Origin of the sequence: Microbacterium sp. SY138, assembly GCF_039729145.1 — a bacterium.
Taxonomy (GTDB): Bacteria; Actinomycetota; Actinomycetes; order Actinomycetales; family Microbacteriaceae; genus Microbacterium; species Microbacterium maritypicum_A.
Genome location: NZ_CP155793.1, coordinates 1,816,019 through 1,834,947, shown reverse-complemented (window position 1 = coordinate 1,834,947; position 18,929 = coordinate 1,816,019). Strand labels below are relative to the sequence as shown.

Annotated in this window: 17 protein-coding genes; all 17 read right to left on the bottom strand. The window is 68.3% G+C overall.

The window, feature by feature from the left end:
* Positions 1-55 precede the first annotated feature (55 nt).
* The 17 genes from rpoZ to aroC all read right to left on the bottom strand — a co-directional run bounded on the left by rpoZ (position 56) and on the right by aroC (position 18,919).
* The gene (rpoZ, locus tag ABDC25_RS08710; RefSeq protein WP_017204385.1) at positions 56-310 is read right to left on the bottom strand and encodes a DNA-directed RNA polymerase subunit omega; all 255 of its coding nucleotides are present in this window, start codon (positions 308-310) and stop codon (positions 56-58) included.
* Positions 311-375: 65 nt separating this feature from the next.
* The gene (gene gmk / locus ABDC25_RS08705; protein WP_347125831.1) at positions 376-1,287 is read right to left on the bottom strand and encodes a guanylate kinase; all 912 of its coding nucleotides are present in this window, start codon (positions 1,285-1,287) and stop codon (positions 376-378) included.
* Complete coding sequence (gene pyrF / locus ABDC25_RS08700) at positions 1,280-2,125, bottom strand: orotidine-5'-phosphate decarboxylase (RefSeq protein ID WP_029259251.1); 846 nt, start codon at positions 2,123-2,125, stop codon at positions 1,280-1,282. The genes gmk and pyrF overlap by 8 nt, the downstream gene beginning before the upstream one ends.
* A complete protein-coding gene (gene carB, locus ABDC25_RS08695; protein WP_029259252.1) occupies positions 2,122-5,409 on the bottom strand; it encodes a carbamoyl-phosphate synthase large subunit in 3,288 nt (1,095 codons plus the stop codon). Before carB ends, pyrF begins: the two co-directional genes overlap by 4 nt.
* Positions 5,409-6,587, bottom strand: a complete 1,179-nt coding sequence (carA, locus tag ABDC25_RS08690) for a glutamine-hydrolyzing carbamoyl-phosphate synthase small subunit (protein ID WP_021200611.1) — start codon at positions 6,585-6,587, stop codon at positions 5,409-5,411. Before carA ends, carB begins: the two co-directional genes overlap by 1 nt.
* Positions 6,584-7,096, bottom strand: a complete 513-nt coding sequence (locus ABDC25_RS08685) for a hypothetical protein (RefSeq protein ID WP_021200612.1) — start codon at positions 7,094-7,096, stop codon at positions 6,584-6,586. The genes carA and ABDC25_RS08685 overlap by 4 nt, the downstream gene beginning before the upstream one ends.
* Positions 7,093-8,397 carry a dihydroorotase gene (locus ABDC25_RS08680; RefSeq protein WP_029259254.1) on the bottom strand — a complete coding sequence of 435 codons (1,305 nt, stop codon included), beginning with the start codon at positions 8,395-8,397 and terminating at the stop codon, positions 7,093-7,095. Before ABDC25_RS08680 ends, ABDC25_RS08685 begins: the two co-directional genes overlap by 4 nt.
* Complete coding sequence (locus ABDC25_RS08675) at positions 8,394-9,359, bottom strand: aspartate carbamoyltransferase catalytic subunit (RefSeq protein WP_021200614.1); 966 nt, start codon at positions 9,357-9,359, stop codon at positions 8,394-8,396. The genes ABDC25_RS08680 and ABDC25_RS08675 overlap by 4 nt, the downstream gene beginning before the upstream one ends.
* Entirely contained in the window at positions 9,356-9,886 is a 531-nt protein-coding gene (pyrR, locus tag ABDC25_RS08670; protein WP_021200615.1) for a bifunctional pyr operon transcriptional regulator/uracil phosphoribosyltransferase PyrR, read from the bottom strand. Before pyrR ends, ABDC25_RS08675 begins: the two co-directional genes overlap by 4 nt.
* Positions 9,887-9,970: 84 nt before the next feature.
* A complete protein-coding gene (locus ABDC25_RS08665; RefSeq protein ID WP_021200616.1) occupies positions 9,971-11,548 on the bottom strand; it encodes a Rieske 2Fe-2S domain-containing protein in 1,578 nt (525 codons plus the stop codon).
* 81 nt (positions 11,549-11,629) lie between these two features.
* Positions 11,630-14,590, bottom strand: coding sequence for an SNF2-related protein (locus tag ABDC25_RS08660; RefSeq protein ID WP_347125826.1), 2,961 nt, complete (start codon positions 14,588-14,590; stop codon positions 11,630-11,632).
* Positions 14,591-14,638: 48 nt separating this feature from the next.
* Positions 14,639-15,049, bottom strand: a complete 411-nt coding sequence (gene nusB / locus ABDC25_RS08655; protein ID WP_021200618.1) for a transcription antitermination factor NusB — start codon at positions 15,047-15,049, stop codon at positions 14,639-14,641.
* 3 nt (positions 15,050-15,052) lie between these two features.
* Positions 15,053-15,613, bottom strand: coding sequence for an elongation factor P (gene efp / locus ABDC25_RS08650; protein WP_021200619.1), 561 nt, complete (start codon positions 15,611-15,613; stop codon positions 15,053-15,055).
* A 55-nt stretch (positions 15,614-15,668) separates the two neighbouring features.
* The gene (gene aroQ / locus ABDC25_RS08645) at positions 15,669-16,106 is read right to left on the bottom strand and encodes a type II 3-dehydroquinate dehydratase (protein WP_021200620.1); all 438 of its coding nucleotides are present in this window, start codon (positions 16,104-16,106) and stop codon (positions 15,669-15,671) included.
* Positions 16,103-17,191 carry a 3-dehydroquinate synthase gene (gene aroB, locus ABDC25_RS08640; protein WP_021200621.1) on the bottom strand — a complete coding sequence of 363 codons (1,089 nt, stop codon included), beginning with the start codon at positions 17,189-17,191 and terminating at the stop codon, positions 16,103-16,105. Before aroB ends, aroQ begins: the two co-directional genes overlap by 4 nt.
* Positions 17,188-17,706 (bottom strand): shikimate kinase, encoded by a 519-nt coding sequence (locus ABDC25_RS08635; protein WP_021200622.1) that lies wholly within the window; start codon positions 17,704-17,706, stop codon positions 17,188-17,190. Before ABDC25_RS08635 ends, aroB begins: the two co-directional genes overlap by 4 nt.
* Positions 17,690-18,919, bottom strand: a complete 1,230-nt coding sequence (aroC, locus tag ABDC25_RS08630) for a chorismate synthase (protein ID WP_021200623.1) — start codon at positions 18,917-18,919, stop codon at positions 17,690-17,692. Before aroC ends, ABDC25_RS08635 begins: the two co-directional genes overlap by 17 nt.
* Positions 18,920-18,929 lie beyond the last annotated feature (10 nt).

Here is an 18,929-nt window from a genome sequence, read left to right as displayed (position 1 = left end):
TGTTGCACCCATTCTGGACCGCGCCTCCGACAGACGGGAGGCGCGGTCTCGAATATCACTCTGCGTGACGCAGACGGAGCTTGTCCTCGTTGATCTCGTGCAGGGCGATCGTGAGCGGCTTGTCCTCGACGGACGAGTCCACGAGCGGGCCGACGTTGTCGAAGAGGTTTCCCTCGTGCAGGTCGGAGTAGTAGTCGTTGATCTGACGCGCACGCTTGGCGGCGTAGATGACGAGCTCGTACTTCGAGTCGACGCGGTCGAGCAGGTTGTCGATGGGGGGATCGATGATTCCGTTGTTGTGTCCGGCCATGGTGAGACCTCCTGATCAGGCGACGGGATCGTCGCGAAGACGGTGCGAAAGGCGCGCGAAGACGCTCAGCGCGCAGAGCTTGTGGACAATTCTACGACCTCGCGAGCCGCGGTGGCGACGTCCTCGTTCACGACGAGGTGGTCGAACTCGTTCTGGGCGGCGAGTTCGACCTTCGCGGTGCGCAGTCGTCTGGCCCGTTCCTCGGCGTCTTCCGTGCCTCGCCCGACCAGTCGATGCACCAGTTCATCCCAACTCGGGGGCAGCAGGAATATCAGCGTCGCCGACGGCTCTGCACGACGCACCTGACGGGCGCCCTGGAGGTCGATCTCGAGGAGCACGGTCTTGCCCTCGGCCAGTGCGGCGTCGATCGGCGCGCGTGGCGTGCCGTAGCGGGAGCGGTTGTGCACCACGGCGTACTCGAGCAGCTCGTCGTCGGCGATCAGCCGGTCGAACTCGGCGTCGTCCACGAAGTAGTAGTGCACGCCGTCGATCTCACCGGGGCGGGGCGGCCGGGTCGTGGCCGATACCGACAGGTGGATCTCCGGGTTGTGCTCGCGGATATGCGCGGCGACGGTCCCCTTCCCCACAGCGGTGGGGCCGGCGAGCACCAACAGGTGGCTCCGTGCGTCGCGCGGGGTCGGCACCGGGAAGCGCGAATCGAGCCAGGCCTCCAGCACCCGGCGCTGGCGCGCGCCGAGACCGCCGAGACGCTTGACCGGGGAGATGTGCAGCTCATCGAGCACGCGGTCACGCTTGCCCGCACCGATCGCGGGGAGCGCCAGCAGGAAGTCGGTGATGCGCATCGACCCCTCCACCGAGTCGGCATCGGCCGTCGCGCGGTGCAGGACGGTCTGCGGGGTCACCACGCGCATCGTCAGGTCGCGTTTGACCGATGCCCTGGCGCGGCGCCGTTCCACGGCACGGCGGGCGGCCGCGGCCCTGTCGACCTCGGGAACCGTACGCTGCGCGTCAGGCACGCGCCACCTCCAAGTACTCGGCCGCACGCGCGGTGATGGCGGTCGCCAGGTCGGCGGGACCGGCGGAGAGGATGCTGCGGCTCTCGCTCGCGATCACGGCATCCGCCATCGAGCCGAAGCGAAGGCGGAGATCAGCGGGAGTCGCGCCCTGCGCGCCGAACCCCGGAGCGAGGATGGGGGCGACCGGGCCGAACGGCGAAAGGCCTGCGGCCGCCCAGTCCACGGTCGCGCCGACGACGAAGCCGAAGCTCCCCCACTCGCCTGTGCCTGAGGCTGCGGCATTGCGTGCGGAGACCTCCGCGATGATCGCGGCAGACACCGTCTCATCGCTCGCAGTGATCGAACGCTGGATGCCCGCTGCCTCGGGGTTGCTGGTGGCGGCGAGCACGAACACGCCCTTGCCGTGCTCTTCGGCGAGGGCGAAGGACCCGTCGAGGGCACCGACGCCGAGGAATGGATTCACCGTGAGCGCGTCGGCTTCGAGCGAGGATCCCGGCGTCAACCACGCCTTCGCGTAGTCGTCCATGGTCGATCCGATGTCGCCACGCTTCGCATCGGCGATCACGAGCAGATCTGCGGCACGTGCCGCCGCGAGCACCTCTTCGAGAGCTGCGAAGCCTGCGGAACCGAAGCGCTCGAAGAACGAGACCTGAGGCTTCACGAAGCCCACCCGACCGGCCGCCGCCTCGACGGTGCGGAGGCCGAACTCACGGACACCGTGCGCGTCGTCGGTCAGCCCCCACGCGGCGAGCAGCGCCGCGTGGGGGTCGACGCCGACACAGAGCGGCCCCCGCGCACTCAGCGCGGACCGTGTGCGTTCGCCGAAGCGTTCGCTCACAGTGCCGCCTTCCGGTCCAGCGCGTACTCCTGCAGGCTCTTGACCTGGAAGCCCTCGTGGGCCGCGTCCATCCCGCTCACGGCCGCGCCGAGCACAGCCATCGTGGTGAACAGCGCCTTGTCGGCGGCGACGGCGGCAGCGCGGATCTCGTAGCCGTCCGCTCGCGCGGCACCACCGGACGGAGTGTTCACGACGATGTCGATCGAGCCCTCGTTGATGAGATCCACGATGTTCTTCGCGCCCGACTCCTGCGTCTCGCTGTACTTCTCGACGACCGTGACGGCGATGCCGTTGCGCGAGAGGATCTCGGCGGTGCCCTCCGTCGCGACGATCGTGAAGCCGAGCTGCTGCAGACGGTGGGCGGGGAGGATGACGGCGCGCTTGTCCGAGTCGGCCACCGAGATGAACACGGTTCCCGAGGTGGGCATGCCGCCGTAGGCCGCGGCCTGGCTCTTGGCGAACGCGGTCGGGAAGTCGCGGTCGATGCCCATGACCTCACCCGTGGAACGCATCTCCGGGCCGAGCACGGAATCGACGGTCTTGCCGTCGGCGGTGCGGAAGCGCTTGAACGGGAGCACGGCCTCCTTGACCGACACGGGTGCGTCGAGCGGAACGCGCGAACCGTCCTGCTCGGGAAGCATCCCTTCGGCGCGCAGCTCGGCGACCGTCGAGCCCGTCATGATGCGGCTCGCAGCCTTGGCCATCGGGATGCCGAGTGCCTTCGACACGAACGGCACGGTGCGGCTGGCGCGCGGGTTGGCCTCGATCACGTAGAGCACGCCGGCGCTGATGGCGAACTGCACGTTCAGGAGTCCGCGCACGCCCACGCCCTCGGCGATGGCCAGCGTGGCCTCGCGCACGCGGTCGACATCGGTCCGGCCGAGCGATACCGGCGGCAGCGTGCAGCTGGAGTCGCCGGAGTGGATGCCGGCCTCTTCGAGGTGCTCCATGACGCCACCGATGTACAGGTCGGTGCCATCGTAGAGCGCATCGACGTCGAGCTCGATCGCGTCGTCGAGGAAGCGGTCGACCAGGAGGGGCTTGCCCTCCTCGATGACGACCTCGCCCGCGGTGCGCACGAAGTAGTCGCGCAGCGACGCGGTGTCGTACACGATCTCCATGCCGCGTCCGCCGAGCACGAAGCTCGGACGCACCAGCACCGGGTACCCGATCTCCTCGGCGATACGCACGGCACCCTCGACGTCGATCGCCGTGCCGTTGCGCGGTGCGACAAGACCGGCCTCGTCGAGCAGCCGCGAGAAGAGCTCGCGCTCCTCCGCGAGGTCGATCGCCTCGGGGCTCGTGCCGAGCACCGTATAGCCGGCGGCCTCGATGCCCTTCGCGAGTCCCAGGGGGGTCTGACCGCCGAGCTGGCAGACGACACCGAGGATGGTGCCGCTCGCGGCCTCCGCATCGAGCACCTCCAGCACGTCTTCGAGCGTGAGCGGCTCGAAGTACAGGCGGTCGGAGGTGTCGTAGTCGGTCGAGACCGTCTCCGGGTTGCAGTTGACCATGACGGTCTCGAAGCCGGCATCGGACAGCGCGAACGATGCGTGCACGCATGAGTAGTCGAACTCGACGCCCTGCCCGATGCGGTTCGGGCCCGATCCGATGATGACGACCTTGGTGCGTTCGGACGGCTCGACCTCGGTCTCGAAGTCGTAGCTCGAGTAGTGGTACGGCGTGAGAGCCGGGAACTCGCCGGCGCAGGTGTCGACCGTCTTGTACACCGGGCGGATGCCGAGACCGTGGCGCACGCCGCGGACCTCGGCCTCAGAGGTTCCGCGGAGCTCGGCGAGCTGCGCGTCGGAGAAGCCGTGTTCCTTGGCGTAGCGGAGCGTCGCCGCATCCAGTTCGGATGCCTGGTGCACGACCTCGGCGACCTCGTTGATCAGCACGATCTGGTCGAGGAACCACGGGTCGATCGCCGTCGCATCGAAGGCCTGCTCCACGGTCGCGCCCTTGCGCAGCGCCTGCTGGAGGGTGACGATCCGACCGTCGGTGGGGATCTTCGAGATCTCGAGCAGCTCCTCGACGGAGCGGTCCTCCACGCCCCAGTGGAAGCTCGATCCGCGCTTCTCGAGCGAGCGGAGCGCCTTCTGCAGCGCGGTCGCGTAGTTGCGGCCGATGGCCATGGCCTCGCCTACCGACTTCATGGTCGTGGTCAGCGTCGCGTCGGCGGCCGGGAACTTCTCGAAGGCGAACCGCGGCACCTTGACGACCACATAGTCGAGCGTGGGCTCGAAGCTCGCCGGCGTCACGCCCGTGATGTCGTTCGGGATCTCGTCGAGGCGGTAGCCGAGCGCGAGCTTGGCCGCGAGCTTCGCGATCGGGAATCCGGTGGCCTTCGAGGCGAGGGCGCTGGACCGCGAGACGCGCGGGTTCATCTCGATCACGATGATGCGGCCGTTGGTCGGGTCGACCGCGAACTGGATGTTGCAGCCTCCGGTGTCGACGCCGACGGCGCGGATGATGTCGATCCCGATGTCGCGCATCTTTTGGTACTCGCGGTCGGTGAGGGTGAGCGCCGGGGCGACCGTGATCGAGTCGCCCGTGTGCACGCCGACCGGGTCGACGTTCTCGATGGAGCAGACGACGACCGTGTTGTCGGCTGTGTCGCGCATGAGCTCGAGCTCGTACTCCTTCCAGCCGAGGATGGACTCCTCCAGGAGCACCTCGGTGGTCGGCGAGTCTCGCAGGCCGGCGCCGGCGATGCGGCGCAGGTCTTCCTCGTCGTAGGCGAAGCCCGACCCCAGGCCCCCCATCGTGAAGCTCGGGCGGACCACCATCGGGTAGCCCAGCTCGTCGGCAGCCGCCAGCACTTCGTCCATGGTGTGCGCGATGCGGGAGTCCGCCACGTCGGCACCGGCGTCGAGCACCAGCTGCTTGAAGATCTGGCGGTCCTCGCCCTTGTTGATCGCCTCGAAGTTGGCGCCGATCAGCTCGACGTCGTACTTCTCGAGGATGCCGTGGTTGTGCAGCTCGATCGCCGCGTTCAGCGCGGTCTGACCACCCAGTGTGGGCAGGATCGCGTCAGGACGCTCCTTCGCGATGATCGTCTCGATGACCTGCCAGGTGATCGGCTCGATGTACGTCGCGTCGGCGAAGTCGGGATCGGTCATGATGGTCGCCGGGTTGGAGTTGACCAGGATGACCCGGACGCCCTCCTCGCGCAGCACACGGCACGCCTGGGTGCCGGAATAGTCGAACTCGCAGGCCTGACCGATGACGATCGGGCCGGAGCCGATGACGAGGACGGAGTTGATGTCGTCGCGCTTGGGCATTACTTGGAGTCCTTCTGGCTTGCGATGACCAGGTCGCGGAACCTGTCGAAGAGGTAGTTGGCGTCGTGGGGGCCGGCCGCCGCCTCGGGGTGGTACTGCACCGAGAACGCCGGGATGTCGAGGGCGCGAAGCCCCTCGACGACGTTGTCGTTGAGGCCGACGTGGCTGACCTCGACCTTGCCGTAGCCGTTCGGGCTGTCGAAGGTGCCCTCGATCGGAGCCTCGACCGCGAAACCGTGGTTGTGCGCGGTGATCTCGACCTTGCCGGTCTGCTTGTCCAGCACCGGCTGGTTGATGCCGCGGTGACCGAACGGCAGCTTGTAGGTGCCGAGGCCCAGCGCACGACCGAGGAGCTGGTTGCCGAAGCAGATCCCGAAGAACGGCAGCCCGTCATCGAGCACCGCACGCAGCAGCTCGACATGGTCGCCGGAGGCCGCGGGGTCTCCGGGGCCGTTCGAGTAGAAGACGGCGACCGGGTCGACCGCACGGATCTCGTCGATCGTCACGTCCTGCGGAAGGACGTGCACCTCGAAACCGCGGGCGGCGAGGTTGTCGATCGTCGCCTGCTTCACACCGAGGTCGAGCACGGCGAGGTTTCCGATCCGCTCCCCCATCGCCGTCGTCACGGTGGCCACGTCGACCGAGACCTCGGCGGACAGGTTGCGCCCGGCCATCTCCGGTGCTTCGCGGACGATGCGCACCTGCTCCTCGGCATCGAGCGCCGCATCGGCACCGGAGAAGATCCCGCCGCGCATGGAGCCGGCCGACCGGATGTGGCGGGTGATCGATCGGGTGTCGATACCGCTGATCCCCACGACGCCGTCTTCGACGAGCACGTCGTCGAGCGAGGCGTTCGCGCGCCAGTTCGACACGACGCGGGAGGGGTCACGCACGATGTAGCCGGCGACCCAGATGCGACGTGATTCGGCGTCTTCGTCATTCATGCCCGTGTTGCCGATGTGCGGCGCCGTCTGCAGGACGATCTGGCCCGCGTAGGACGGATCGGTGATCGTCTCCTGGTATCCGGACATGCCGGTCGCGAAGACGACCTCGCCGAGGGTGCGGCCGCGGGCGCCGTAGGCGCGTCCGATGTGACGTGTGCCGTCTTCCAGGACGAGGACGGCGGGATCGGGAAGCGAGGCCGCGGGGGCCTGCCCGGAGGTTGTCGAGAGTGTCATGACTGTGCTCCTGTGTCGGGGGCGGCGGGGACGAGCCGCTGCAGGTCGGAGATGAGGTTCTGGGGATCGCCGGTGGCGAGGCGCAGGTAGCTGTCGACGATGGTGTCGTCGTCGATGTTCCAGGCGATGCGCACGAGGCCGCCGGGCTCCACGACGCGGTCGATGGTGACCGTAGCGCGGTCGACGGCGACGAGCCGGTCGTTCGCGAGGAAGACCGTCGGGGTACCGTCGAGGCAGAGGGCGATGCCGCGATCCGTGAGCGCGAGCTCGCCGCGGGCCCGGTACGCGAGAGGTGACACCGCGAGACGCTCGAGCGGCTGCTCGTGCCGTGTCGTCGACACGTACAGCACCTCGTCGCGGCGGGCGACCTCCGCGTGCTCAGGCACACCCAGCGGGGCCGTGAACACGGAATCGCGGCGGACTCGTCGTCGCCAGGCGAGAAGCATCACCAGCAGCACCAGGAGCGCGACGGCGATCGTGATCGCGACGGCGAGGTCCCGAGCGCTCATGCGCGGAGCTCCTCGACGACGCTGCCGCCGTCGACCGTGAGCACGCCGCCGTGGATCGTGTACTCCACTCGTCCGGGAAGCGCGCGGCCGAGGTACGGCGAGTTCACGCTCCGGCCGTGGAGGTCGGCCTCCGTGAAGACACCGTCGACCGCGGCGTCGTACAGTGTGAGCTGTGCCGGCTGTCCGACTTCGAGCGGCGTGCCGTGTCCGGAGAGACGTCCGATGCGAGCGGGCGCCGCGCTCATCACACGCGCGATGTCGGCCCAGTCGAGCAGGCCGGTCTGCACCATCGACTGGTGCACGACGCGCAGCGCGCTCTCGAGACCCACCATGCCGTTCGCCGCTGCCTGCCACTCGCAGGCCTTGTGCTCGCTGGGATGCGGGGCATGATCGGTCGCGACGATGTCGATGGTTCCGTCGGCGAGACCCTCGCGCACCGCGAGCACATCCTCTTCGCGACGCAGCGGAGGATTGACCTTGTAGCGCGCGTCGTACCCGCGCACGAGTTCGTCGGTCAGCAGGAGGTGGTGAGGGGTGACCTCGGCCGTGACGTCGATGCCGCGCTTCTTGGCCCAGCGGATGATGTCCACCGAGCCCGCGGTCGAGAGATGGCACACGTGCAGTCGCGAGCCGACGTGCTCGGCCAGCAGCACGTCGCGGGCGATGATCGACTCCTCGGCGACCGCGGGCCAGCCGGCGAGACCCAGCTCGGCCGACACCGTGCCCTCGTTCATCTGCGCGCCCTCCGTGAGGCGAGGGTCCTGCGCATGCTGGGCGATCACGCCGCCGAACGACTTCACGTATTCCAGCGCGCGACGCATGATGAGCGGGTCGAACACGCAGAAGCCGTCGTCGCTGAAGACACGGACCTGCGCGCGGGAGGTGGCCATCGCGCCCAGCTCGGCGAGCCGCTCGCCCTTCTGCCCGACGGTGACGGCGCCGATGGGCTGCACCGTGGCGTAGCCCGCCGCTTCACCGAGCGCGAGCTCCTGCTCCACGACACCAGCGGTGTCGGCGACCGGCGAGGTGTTGGGCATCGCGAAGACAGCGGTGAAACCGCCGGCCGCGGCGGCGCGCGTTCCGGTGAGGATCGTCTCGGACGCTTCGTAGCCGGGCTCGCGCAGATGCGTGTGCAGGTCGACCAGTCCGGGCAGGGCGACGAGACCCGCTGCGTCGATGACCCGAGCACCCGAGCGCTGCAGTCCGCTCCCGATCTCGGCGATCCGGCCGTCCTCGATGATGATGTCGGCGCTCTCGGCACCGAGCAGTCGTGCACCGGTGATGACGAGGGTCTCGCTCACAGGTCTCCCCCTCGTTCGTCGTCTCGTTCTCCTGCCAACAGCAGGTACAGCACCGCCATGCGGACGGATACCCCGTTCGTGACCTGTTCCAGCACCGTCGAGCGGGGGGAATCGGCAGCTTCCGAGGAGATCTCCAGTCCCCGGTTCATGGGTCCGGGGTGCATGACAATGCTACCTGCCGGAAGACCGGCCACACGCCGTGCGTCCAGGCCCCAGCGTCGGGAATACTCCCGCTCAGTCGGGAAATACGCCGCATTCATCCGTTCCAGCTGGATGCGCAGCATCATCACGGCGTCCGGCTCTTCCGCCAACGCCTCATCGAGGTCGTAGACGACCCGCACCGGCCAGAGCGACACGTTCTGCGGAACCAGCGTGGGCGGCGAGACGAGCGTGACATCGGCGCCGAGCGTGGTGAGCAGCCAGACGTTGGAGCGCGCGACCCGAGAGTGCAGCACGTCACCGACGATCACCACGCGCAGACCGCTCAGGTCACGACCGCGACTGTCGGCGCCGAACCGGCGCTTGCGGATCGTGAAGGCGTCGAGCAGCGCCTGCGTCGGGTGCTCGTGGGTGCCGTCGCCGGCGTTCACGACACCGGCCGAGATCCAACCGCTGGTGGCGAGCGTCTGCGGCGCGCCGGAACCCGGGTGCCGGACCACGACCGCGTCAGCACCGATCGCCTCCAGGGTCTGCGCCGTGTCCTTCAGGCTCTCGCCCTTGGAGACGCTGGATCCCTTCGCCGCGAAGTTGATCACATCGGCGGAGAGGCGTTTGGCGGCCGCCTCGAACGAGATGCGCGTGCGCGTCGAATCCTCGAAGAAGAGGTTCACGACGGTCTTGCCACGCAGCGTCGGAAGCTTCTTGACCTCACGCGACTGCGTGTCGGACATGTCTTCGGCGACGTCGAGGATGCGCAGGGCGGTGGCCCTGTCGAGGGTGCGGGTGTCGAGGAGGTGTCTCATTCGCCGATCGTCACCTCCTCCGCACCGTCGTTCTCGAAGAGGCGCACGTTGACCCGCTCGGTGCGGGCGGAGGGGATGTTCTTGCCGACGAAATCGGGACGGATCGGGAGCTCACGGTGCCCGCGGTCGACGAGGATCGCGAGGCGCACGACCGAGGGGCGCCCGATCGACTGGATCGCGTCCAACGCTGCCCGGATGCTGCGACCGGAGAAGAGCACATCGTCGATGAGCACGACGGTCTTGCCGTCGATGCCGCCGACCGGGATCTCGGTGGGTTGCGGGGAGCGTGTCGGGTGCTGGGCGAGGTCGTCGCGGAAGAGCGTGACGTCGAGAGCGCCGACCGGGACGGACTGCTGCGCGATCTCGCTGATCAGCAGCCCGAGGCGATGGGCGAGGGTCACACCGCGGGTCGGGATGCCCAGCAGGACCAGATTCTCGGCTCCTCGATTGGACTCGAGGATCTCGTGCGCGATACGGGTCAGCGCTCGTGAGATGTCGGCTTCGTGCAGCACGGTGCGCATGCTCATCGGCCGCTCCCTTCTCCGCCTCACAGGACGGTGTTAAAGGTTGCTTGTGATGTCAGTCTATCGGAGCGCGGGGACTCCGGCGGATCAGCTGGCCTCCTGCAGCACGGGGTCGGTGACCTCATCGATCTTGGAGGAACGGATCGGGTGACCGGCGGTCGACAGACAGCGCCCCGTCTTCAGGTCCCACTTCCAGTCGTGCATGCTGCACGTGAGGATGCCGTCTTCGTCGACCGTGCCCGTGCGGGTGAGGTCGGCACGCAGGTGCGGGCACCGGCGCTGCACGACCCAGTCGCCGATCTCGGCATCCTCGGTCTGGTCGGTCTGCTCCTGGTACCAGTTCTCGACGTACTCGATCCGATCCACGGAGAGGCACTTGAGGAACGTGGTGAGGAACTCGTTGAACTTGCCGCTGCGCCCCACGGAGAACTGCATCGAGAGGAAGATCGAGTTCGACCAGTCGATCTCGTGATCGACGATGTTCGTCGAGACCAGGTCTGCGGGGATGGTGTACCAGTAGATGCACTCCTCCCCGGCGTACTCCCGGACCTTCGCGCGGGGGAAGTCGACCACCATGTCGAGCTCGCCGATGCGGAAGCGCACGCACCCGCCGACGCCGAGTCGGATCGTGCGGGACTTCTTCAGCAGCGGCTCCCACCAGTTCTTGATCGCCTCGAGCATCTCGGCGGGCGGGATGATCGCGGCACGAGAAGCCTCCTCGTCGCGGATCTCCTGCTGTCGACTCGCCCGCTGCTCCTCGAGGTAGTCCCACTTCTCGTCGAAGATGTGGGAGATCTCGGCCTCGGTGTAGAGCGTCTGCTCGCTCGTGACGGATCCGTCCTCGACCGTGACGACCGTGCCGGGGATGAAGAGCTGCCCGTCGTACTGCGGCGCCAGCTCCTTCATGTGCGCGAGGAACTGCTTCTGGTCGGTGAAGATCGACTCGCCGTTCTTACCGAGGCCGTTGAAGTCGAACAGGTCGTCACGCAGGAACATGGGCGGGCCCGCCATCGGGAAGACGTGCGGAGCGTCGACCTTCTCGATGTAGTACATGGCGCGCTTGTTCTGCGCTTCGCGCTTGAGACGGGCGAAGTTCTGCTTGGCATCGAGAGGCAGGTCGTAGACCATGGGCCACCAGATCGCGCCGGACACCTGAGTGAAGTACGCGTCGGGCTTGCCGAAATCGAGCAGCTTCTCGAGATCGAGCGGGTGGGAGTCGTTCTGGTTCAGCATCGAGCCGGTGCCGTCGTCGACGCTCAGCGAGGAGTCGCCGATCGGACCGTCGCTGGGGGCTCGCAGCGGCGTGATCATCATCTTGAGCTCGCCGCGCTGGATCACCTGCCCGGCCGGGGCGTACGTGATGTTCGTGTAGCCGAGTGCCCGGATGTCCTTCTCGAGGTCATCGGTCGGGTACTCCGGAAGCAGCACCTCGATGTCCTTGCGGATGTAGCGTTCGAGGAGCCGCGGGTCGAAGTGGTCGCGGTGCCGGTGCGAGATCCAGAGGAAATCGGCTTCACGCCCGAAACGCTCCCAGTCCAGGCCTCGGTTGTCGGGGAACGGGAACCAGGATCCGTAGAACGAGGGTCCGAGGACCGGGTCGCAGATGATGTTCCCGCCGACCGTCTCGATGAACATCCCGGCGTGGCCGAGTCCCGTGATCCGCATTGCATTCCTCCCGAAAGTGAACCGTTCGATTGTACCGACGGCTCCCTGAACGCCCGGTCGACCGGGCCGTGAGTATTCCGGTCAGCCCTCGAACAGCCCGCGGATGTCGTCGGCGGAGAGCGATTGCGCGAACAGCGCCTCGTCGTCGAGCACGGCGGTGAACAGCCGGGCCTTGCGGCGTTGCAGGTCGAGCACCTTCTCCTCGATCGTGCCGGTGGAGATCATGCGATACACGAACACCTGGCTGTCCTGACCGATGCGGTGTGTGCGATCGACGGCCTGCGCCTCGGCTGCGGGGTTCCACCACGGATCGAGCAGGAAGACGTAATCGGCCTCGGTCAACGTGAGGCCGAAGCCGCCGGCCTTCAGACTGATGAGGAACACCGGCTGCTCCCCCGAGGTGAAGCTCTCGACGACCTTCTGCCGGTGACGTGTCGACCCGTCGAGATGCGCATAAGGAATGCCGGCGGCATCGAGGCGCGCCGCGGCCAGATCGAGGAACGAGGTGAACTGGCTGAACACGAGCGCCCGATGGCCCTCCGCCTGGAGCTCGATCACCCGCTCGATCAGCACGTCGAGCTTGCGCGAACCGATCTTCGCATCTTCGGGGTCGATGAGCCCGGGGGCCAGGCTGAGCATGCGCATCAGTGTGAGCGAGCGGAAGACAATGAAGCGGTTGCGATCGAGGTCTTCCAGCAGTCGGAGAACCTTCTGCCGTTCGCGCTGCAGGACCACGTCGTAGAGCGCGCGATGAGACGAGCTGAGCTCGACCTCGAGGATCTGCTCCTGCTTCGCCGGGAGGTCGGGGGCCACGAGCTCCTTCGTCCGTCGCAGCAGCAGGGGCCGGATGCGCCGCCGCAGCTGCTCGAGGCGTCGCTGCCGATAGGCGCCGCCCTCCTCGTTCTCCGGGACCTTTCCCTGCTCGATCGGCTGGATGTAGTGTTCGCGGAACTTCCGCGCAGAGGCGAACAGGCCGGGAGCGGTGAGCTTCAGCAGCGCCCACAGCTCGCTGAGGCTGTTCTCCATCGGGGTGCCGGTGACCGCGAACGTCACGTCCGCACGGAACGAGGCCACAGCACGATGCAGCTTGGTCGCCGGGTTCTTCACGAACTGCGCCTCGTCGAGGATGAGTCCCGCCCACTCGACACGGGCGTACTCGGCCTCGTCAAGACGGGCGACCGCGTAGGTCGTGATGACGAGATCGGCGTCACCGATGCTGTCATCGAGCGAGCGACCCTGTGTGCTCCCCCGGAGCAGCACCCGGAGCGCAGGCGCGAAGCGCTCGGCCTCGCTCCGCCAGGTGGCGAGCACCGACGTCGGGACGACCACGAGGAACGGCCGCTGCTCCCCCGTCTCTCGGGCATGCGCGATGAGAGCCAGGAGCTGGAGCGTCTTTCCGAGCCCCATGTCGTCGGCGAGGATACCGCCCAGACGATGACTCCACAGGAAGGCGAGCCAGTCCAGGCCCTCCTTCTGGTACGGCCGGAGCGCGGCGGTGATGCCCGACGGCATCGACACCGCAGGCACGGAGGTGGCTGTGCGCAGGCCGTCGGCGGTCGCGCGCCACGTGACCGCGGGAACCGCCTCATCAGCGAGATCCTCGAACTCCTCCCAGAGATCGGTCTGGTAGCGGCTGATCCGCGGGCCGGTCTCCCATTCTTCGAGCTCGCCGGACTCGTCGATCAGCTCCCGGAGACGATCGAGCGCTCGATGGTTCAGGGAGAAGTAGCTGCCATCCACGAGGAGGAGCTTCTTGCGGCCCTTGCTGAGCGCCGTGAACAGCGGTTCGAACGGGATGGTGCGCCCGTCGATCTTTACCAGGACTCCCAGGTCGAACCAGTCGGGGTCGCTGCTCTCGACGGTGGATACGGTGATCTGCGGCTCGCCCGTGAGCTCGTGATAGCTCTTGCGACGACCGGATACGGAGACCATGACGCCCTCTGCCTCGAGCGCCGGCACCATGCGAGTGACGAACTCGGCGGCGGCGACGTCGTGGAAGGAACCCGCCGAAGTGAGTTCTTCGCCCAGCTGCTCCATCCAGACGGCCTGGAGCGCGTCTCGGAGCATCTCCTCCGCGACCGCGTCGCGCACGGCGTCTCCTCCGGGAGCGAACGGGACGCGCCCGAACCCGCGATAGTCCCATTCGAACGTGTACTTCACCGTGTCGCCGCGCAGGAACGACAGTTCGAGCACCGGTCGGGGTGCGGGCAGCACCGGCAGCTCGACGCGACCGACCGGACGCACCTCGACCCGCCGGGCAAGCAGCGGGTAGGCGTCACGGAAGAACGCGGCTTCGTCACGCGCGGGCACCTCGAGCCCCGTCCTTGCGGCGAGCAGTGCGTGCACCGGCTCGGCGATCGGCGCCTCGGCGAGCGTCACGCGCAGCTTCGTGCCGTGTTGAGCGACCTCGTAGAGCCCTCTGTGCCCGATCGTCTGCACGTCGGCGGGGTCTGCATCGCGGCCGTCGATCGTGATGTCAGGGCGCACGAGGAGTCCGCCCGCGTCGTCACGGCCGACCGTCGCGCCGATCGTGGCGCGATCAGCGAGAACGACGGTCGTGCTCTTCTGCGTGGCGATCAGCGGGACGTCGACGTCGGCCGCCGCGCGCAGATGCCCCCACAGCAGGCCGGACTCGATCAGATCGGCGACCAGCCAGTCGCCCGCCGTGCCGGACAGCAGCGTGTCGCGCGCGATGCTGAGCAGATCGGCGAACCATCGGGAGCGGTCGCGTCCGTACTGCGTCGGGGAACGTCTCACCGCGTCCCAGGTTGCCGCACCCTGCACCCAGGCACCGGTCGCCGCGCTCTTCTCGAGCGGACGGATGCCGAGCAGGATCTCCCCCGTGCGCTTGGCGACGTCGCGCGCAGTAGCGGTCCGCTGCGGGCGGGAGGCCCAGGGGTTCGCTCCGCGACCGTCGCGCACGCGGAGCTCGACCCCGAGCGCGAGCTGCGTCACCGCATCTTCGCGCGGCGCTCCGAGGATCGAACGCCAGTCTGCGGATGACGCGCCATCGGGACGGGACGGGTCGTTCGGCAGGGGCATGCCCCCATCCTCTCCGACACCGCCGACAGTGCCTCCCCGTCGGACGGATCAGGCGGCGCGGGCGACTCGCGCGAGGACGCCGTGCACGAAGGCGCCGGAGTCATCGGTCGAGAACTCCTTGGCGAGTTCCACGGCCTCATCGATCGCGACAGCCGTCGGAACGTCGTCGTTGTAGAGGATCTCCCACACGCCGATCCGGAGCAGCGCGCGGTCGACCGCGGGCATCCGCTCCAGCTTCCAGTCGCGGCTGTGCGTCGTGATCTGCTCGTCGATCTCATCGCGCGAGTCGATGATGCCGTCGACGATCTCGCGGGCGTAGAGCCAGGACGCCTCGCGGGCGGGCTCGCTCGCGGCGCGCTTCGCCTCGGCGGCCAGCGTGACCGCGAGGTCGTCCCCGCGCACATCGGCGGAGAACAGGATGTCGAGAGCGCGCTTGCGCGCCTTCGTCCGGGCGCTCACGCCTTACTTCTCGCGGCCGAGGTAGTCACCCGTGCGGGTGTCGACCTTGACCTTGGTGCCGGCCTCGACGAAGAGCGGCACCTGGATCTCATAGCCGGTCTCGAGCGTGGCGGGCTTGGTGCCGGCCGACGAGCGGTCGCCCTGCAGGCCGGGCTCCGTGTAGGTGATCTCGAGGACCACGGACGCCGGGAGGTCGATGTAGAGCGGGTTGCCGTTGTTCAGGGCGATCGTGACGGCCTGGTTCTCGAGCAGGAAGTTCTTCGCGTCGCCGACCGTAGCGGCGCCGACCGTGATCTGGTCGAAGTCTGTCTGGTCCATGAAGACGTAACCGTCGCCGTCGGTGTACAGGTACGTGTAGTCGCGGCGGTCGACGTTCTCGATCTCGATCTTGGCGCCGGCGTTGTACGTACGGTCGACGACCTTGCCCGAGACGACGTTCTTCAGCTTGGTGCGCACGAAGGCGCCACCCTTGCCGGGCTTGACGTGCTGGAACTCGATGACGCTCCAGAGCTGACCGTCGATGCTGAGGACGACGCCGTTCTTGATGTCTGCGGTAGATGCCATGCGCTGCGAGTTCCGTTCGTGAGTCTGCGGGGTCGGACGAGACCGACAGTCGATTCTAAGGGATGAGTGCTGCGAGCTGCCGCACGGCATCCGCGTAGCCGTCGACACCGCGTCCGACGACGCGCACGGCCGCGACGTCGTCGAGGTAGGAGTGGTGCCGGAATTCCTCCCGTGCGTACACATCGGAGATGTGCACCTCGGCGAACGGCAGCGAGACTCCGGTGAGAGCGTCGCGCAGCACCACCGACGTGTGCGTGAGTCCGCCGGGATTGATCACGATCGCGGCGCAGTCCTCACGGGCGGCGTGGATCGCGTCGATCAGCACCCCCTCGTGGTTGCTCTGCACCGCACGCACCTCGAAGCCGTGTTCTGCGGCGGCGTCGATGGTGATGCGCTCCACGTCGGCGAGCGTGGCCGTGCCGTACACCTCGGGTTCGCGCGAACCGAGCAGGTTCAGGTTGGGTCCGTTGACCAGGAGGATGCGTCGGCTCACGCGCCGACCTCCTGGTAGGCGGCGAACATCAGCGATTCGTCCGGGGCCTGCAGCACCGTCGGCTTCGCGATGTCGTCGAGAAGGATGAAGCGCAGCATTCCGCCGCGGCTCTTCTTGTCGCGCTGCATCGTGGCGAGCAGCTGCGGCCATGCTCCTGCGCGGTACGAGGTCGGAAGCCCCAGCGACTCGAGGATGGTGCGGTGACGCTCCGCCGCGGCGTCGGAGAGGCGTCCGGCGAGACGCGAGAGCTCGGCCGCGTACAGCATGCCGACCGAGATCGCGGCGCCGTGACGCCAGCGGTATCGCTCTGCGTGCTCGATGGCGTGCCCGAGGGTGTGGCCGTAGTTGAGGATCTCCCGCAGGCCCGCCTCCCGGAAGTCGTCCGAGACGACCTCGGCTTTCATCGCGATCGCAAGTTCGATGGCACGCCGGAACTCGTCCGTCGTGGGGTCAACGGCACGAGCGGGATCCGCCTCGACGATGTCGAGGATCTCCGGCGCCCAGATGAATCCGGCCTTCACCACCTCGGCGAAACCGGCGGTCGCCTCGTTCGGGCTGAGGCTCGCGAGCTCGTCGAGGTCGCCCACGACGGCGCGCGGCGCCCAGAACGCACCGACGAGGTTCTTGCCCTCCGCGGTGTTCACCCCGGTCTTGCCGCCGACCGCCGCGTCGACGAGGCCGAGGACCGTGGTCGGCACCTGGATCAGCTGCACACCGCGCAGCCACGTCGCCGCCACGAAGCCGGCGAGATCGGTGACCGAGCCGCCGCCGTAGCCGATGACGGCGTCACTGCGCGTGAAGTCGGCCTGCCCCATCACCTGCCAGCAGAAGGCCGCGACCTCGATGCGCTTGCCCTGCTCCGCATCCGGGATCTCGGCGAGCAGCACCTCACGCGGCCCGTCCGAGGTGTCGGCGAGCAGGCGATCGCGCAGCTCGGCGGCCCGGGCGGCCAGCGTCGGGGGGTGCACGACCAGGATCTTGCGCACCCCCGGAGCCAGCGCAGCCGAGACCCGTTCGAGGATCCCCCGCCCGATCGTGATGTCGTAGGCGTCGCTACCGGTGACGCTGATGGTCGTCGTGCTCATCGCTGCTCTCTCCTCCATGCCACGATCTCGTCCGCGATCTTCTGCATCGGACGACGTGAGGTGTCGAAGGTCGCCGATGACACCTCGGCGTACCACCCCCGACGTTCCTCGAAGATCTTCTTCCAGCGCTCCAGGGGGTCCTCCCCCGCCAGCAGCGGACGATTGCTCCCACGGAGCCGATCGGCCACCGCGTCGGGGCTCACGGTCAGGAACACGACCGGGTGCTCTGCCAGCAGCTCCCGGGTCGCCGCTTCCGTCACCGCCCCGCCACCGAGGGAGATCACCCCGCCCTCGGCGAGGGCCTCTGCCACCGCGGCCCGCTCGAGGGCACGGAAGTGCGCCTCGCCGTGGGCCTCGAAGATGCCGGCGATGGGTCCGTGGGCGGCCACGATGCGCTTGTCGGTGTCGATGAACGCGACGCCGAGCCGACGAGCGACGCGTCTGCCGACGCTGGTCTTGCCGGCGGCCATCGGGCCGACCAGCACCAGCGTCAGCGGATCAGCCGCGCTCGTCATGCGCGATGAGCGCCGCCTCGGACGCGGGGGTCGTGCGCAGCTCGGCAGGGATGCCCGCCAGGTACCCGTCGAGGTTCCGTCGCGTCTCCCGGATGCTGTCGCCGCCGAACTTCTCCAGCACGGCGTTCGCGAGCTCGACCGCGACCATCGCCTCGGCGACCACACCGGCGGCTGGTACCGCGCACACGTCGGAGCGCTGGTGGTGGGCAGTGGCGTCGTCTCCTGTCGCGATGTCGATCGTCCGCAGCGCGTGCGGCACCGTCGCGATCGGCTTCATGCCGGCACGCACGCGCAGGACGGTGCCCGTCGACATGCCGCCCTCGGTGCCGCCGGCACGGTCGGATCCGCGCGTGATGCCGTCGGCGGTCGCGAAGAGCTCGTCGTGCGCGGCCGAGCCGCGACGACGGGTGGTCTCGAAGCCGTCGCCGACCTCGACACCCTTGATCGCCTGGATGCTCATCAGGGCCTGGGCCAGACGCGCGTCGAGGCGCCGGTCCCAGTGCACGTGGGAGCCGAGTCCCGGAGGCAGCCCGTACGCGAGGACCTCGACGATCCCGCCGAGCGTGTCGCCGTCCTTCTTGGCGTCGTCGACCTCGGCCACCATCAGCGCGGAGGTCGCCGCGTCGAAGCACCGGAGCGGATCGGCGTCCAGCGCCTCGACGTCATCCGGCGTGGGCAGCGCAGAACCCTCGGGTACGCGCACCGGGCCGATCGACAACGTGTGGCTGACGAGACGGATCCCGAGCTCACCGAGGAAGGAGCGGGCGATCGCTCCCAACGCGACACGAGCGGCCGTCTCGCGGGCGCTCGCACGCTCGAGGATCGGACGCGCCTCGTCGAAGTCGTATTTCTGCATGCCCACCAGATCGGCGTGCCCTGGACGCGGACGGGTGAGAGGCGCGCTGCGTCCGCGAGACTTGTCCGTGAGCTCGACGGGCTCGGGGTTCATGACCTCGATCCACTTGGGCCATTCGGTGTTGCCGATGCGCAGCGCGATCGGACTGCCGAGGCTCCGGCCGTGGCGCACACCGCCGGAGATCGTCAGCTCATCCTGCTCGAACTTCATCCGCGAGCCGCGGCCATAGCCCAACTTGCGACGGGCGAGGTCGGCCTGGATGGCCTCGGAGGACACAGGGACGCCGGAGGGAAGACCCTCCATGACGGCGATGAGTTCTGGGCCGTGCGATTCGCCGGCCGTGAGCACGCGGAGCATTGCTCCAGTC

Excerpts from the sequence above, each read along its gene's own strand:
- ABDC25_RS08685 (WP_021200612.1), bottom strand. The coding sequence starts at position 7,096 with ATGAGCGCTCGGGACCTCGCCGTCGCGATCACGATCGCCGTCGCGCTC.
- ABDC25_RS08675 (WP_021200614.1), bottom strand. The coding sequence starts at position 9,359 with ATGAGACACCTCCTCGACACCCGCACCCTCGACAGGGCCACCGCCCTG.
- efp (WP_021200619.1), bottom strand. The coding sequence starts at position 15,613 with ATGGCATCTACCGCAGACATCAAGAACGGCGTCGTCCTCAGCATCGAC.
- aroC (WP_021200623.1), bottom strand. The coding sequence starts at position 18,919 with ATGCTCCGCGTGCTCACGGCCGGCGAATCGCACGGCCCAGAACTCATC.
- ABDC25_RS08660 (WP_347125826.1), bottom strand. The coding sequence starts at position 14,590 with ATGCCCCTGCCGAACGACCCGTCCCGTCCCGATGGCGCGTCATCCGCA.
- rpoZ (WP_017204385.1), bottom strand. The coding sequence starts at position 310 with ATGGCCGGACACAACAACGGAATCATCGATCCCCCCATCGACAACCTG.
- carB (WP_029259252.1), bottom strand. The coding sequence starts at position 5,409 with ATGCCCAAGCGCGACGACATCAACTCCGTCCTCGTCATCGGCTCCGGC.
- aroB (WP_021200621.1), bottom strand. The coding sequence starts at position 17,191 with ATGAGCACGACGACCATCAGCGTCACCGGTAGCGACGCCTACGACATC.
- ABDC25_RS08635 (WP_021200622.1), bottom strand. The coding sequence starts at position 17,706 with ATGACGAGCGCGGCTGATCCGCTGACGCTGGTGCTGGTCGGCCCGATG.
- ABDC25_RS08665 (WP_021200616.1), bottom strand. The coding sequence starts at position 11,548 with ATGCGGATCACGGGACTCGGCCACGCCGGGATGTTCATCGAGACGGTC.
- carA (WP_021200611.1), bottom strand. The coding sequence starts at position 6,587 with ATGACACTCTCGACAACCTCCGGGCAGGCCCCCGCGGCCTCGCTTCCC.
- pyrR (WP_021200615.1), bottom strand. The coding sequence starts at position 9,886 with ATGAGCATGCGCACCGTGCTGCACGAAGCCGACATCTCACGAGCGCTG.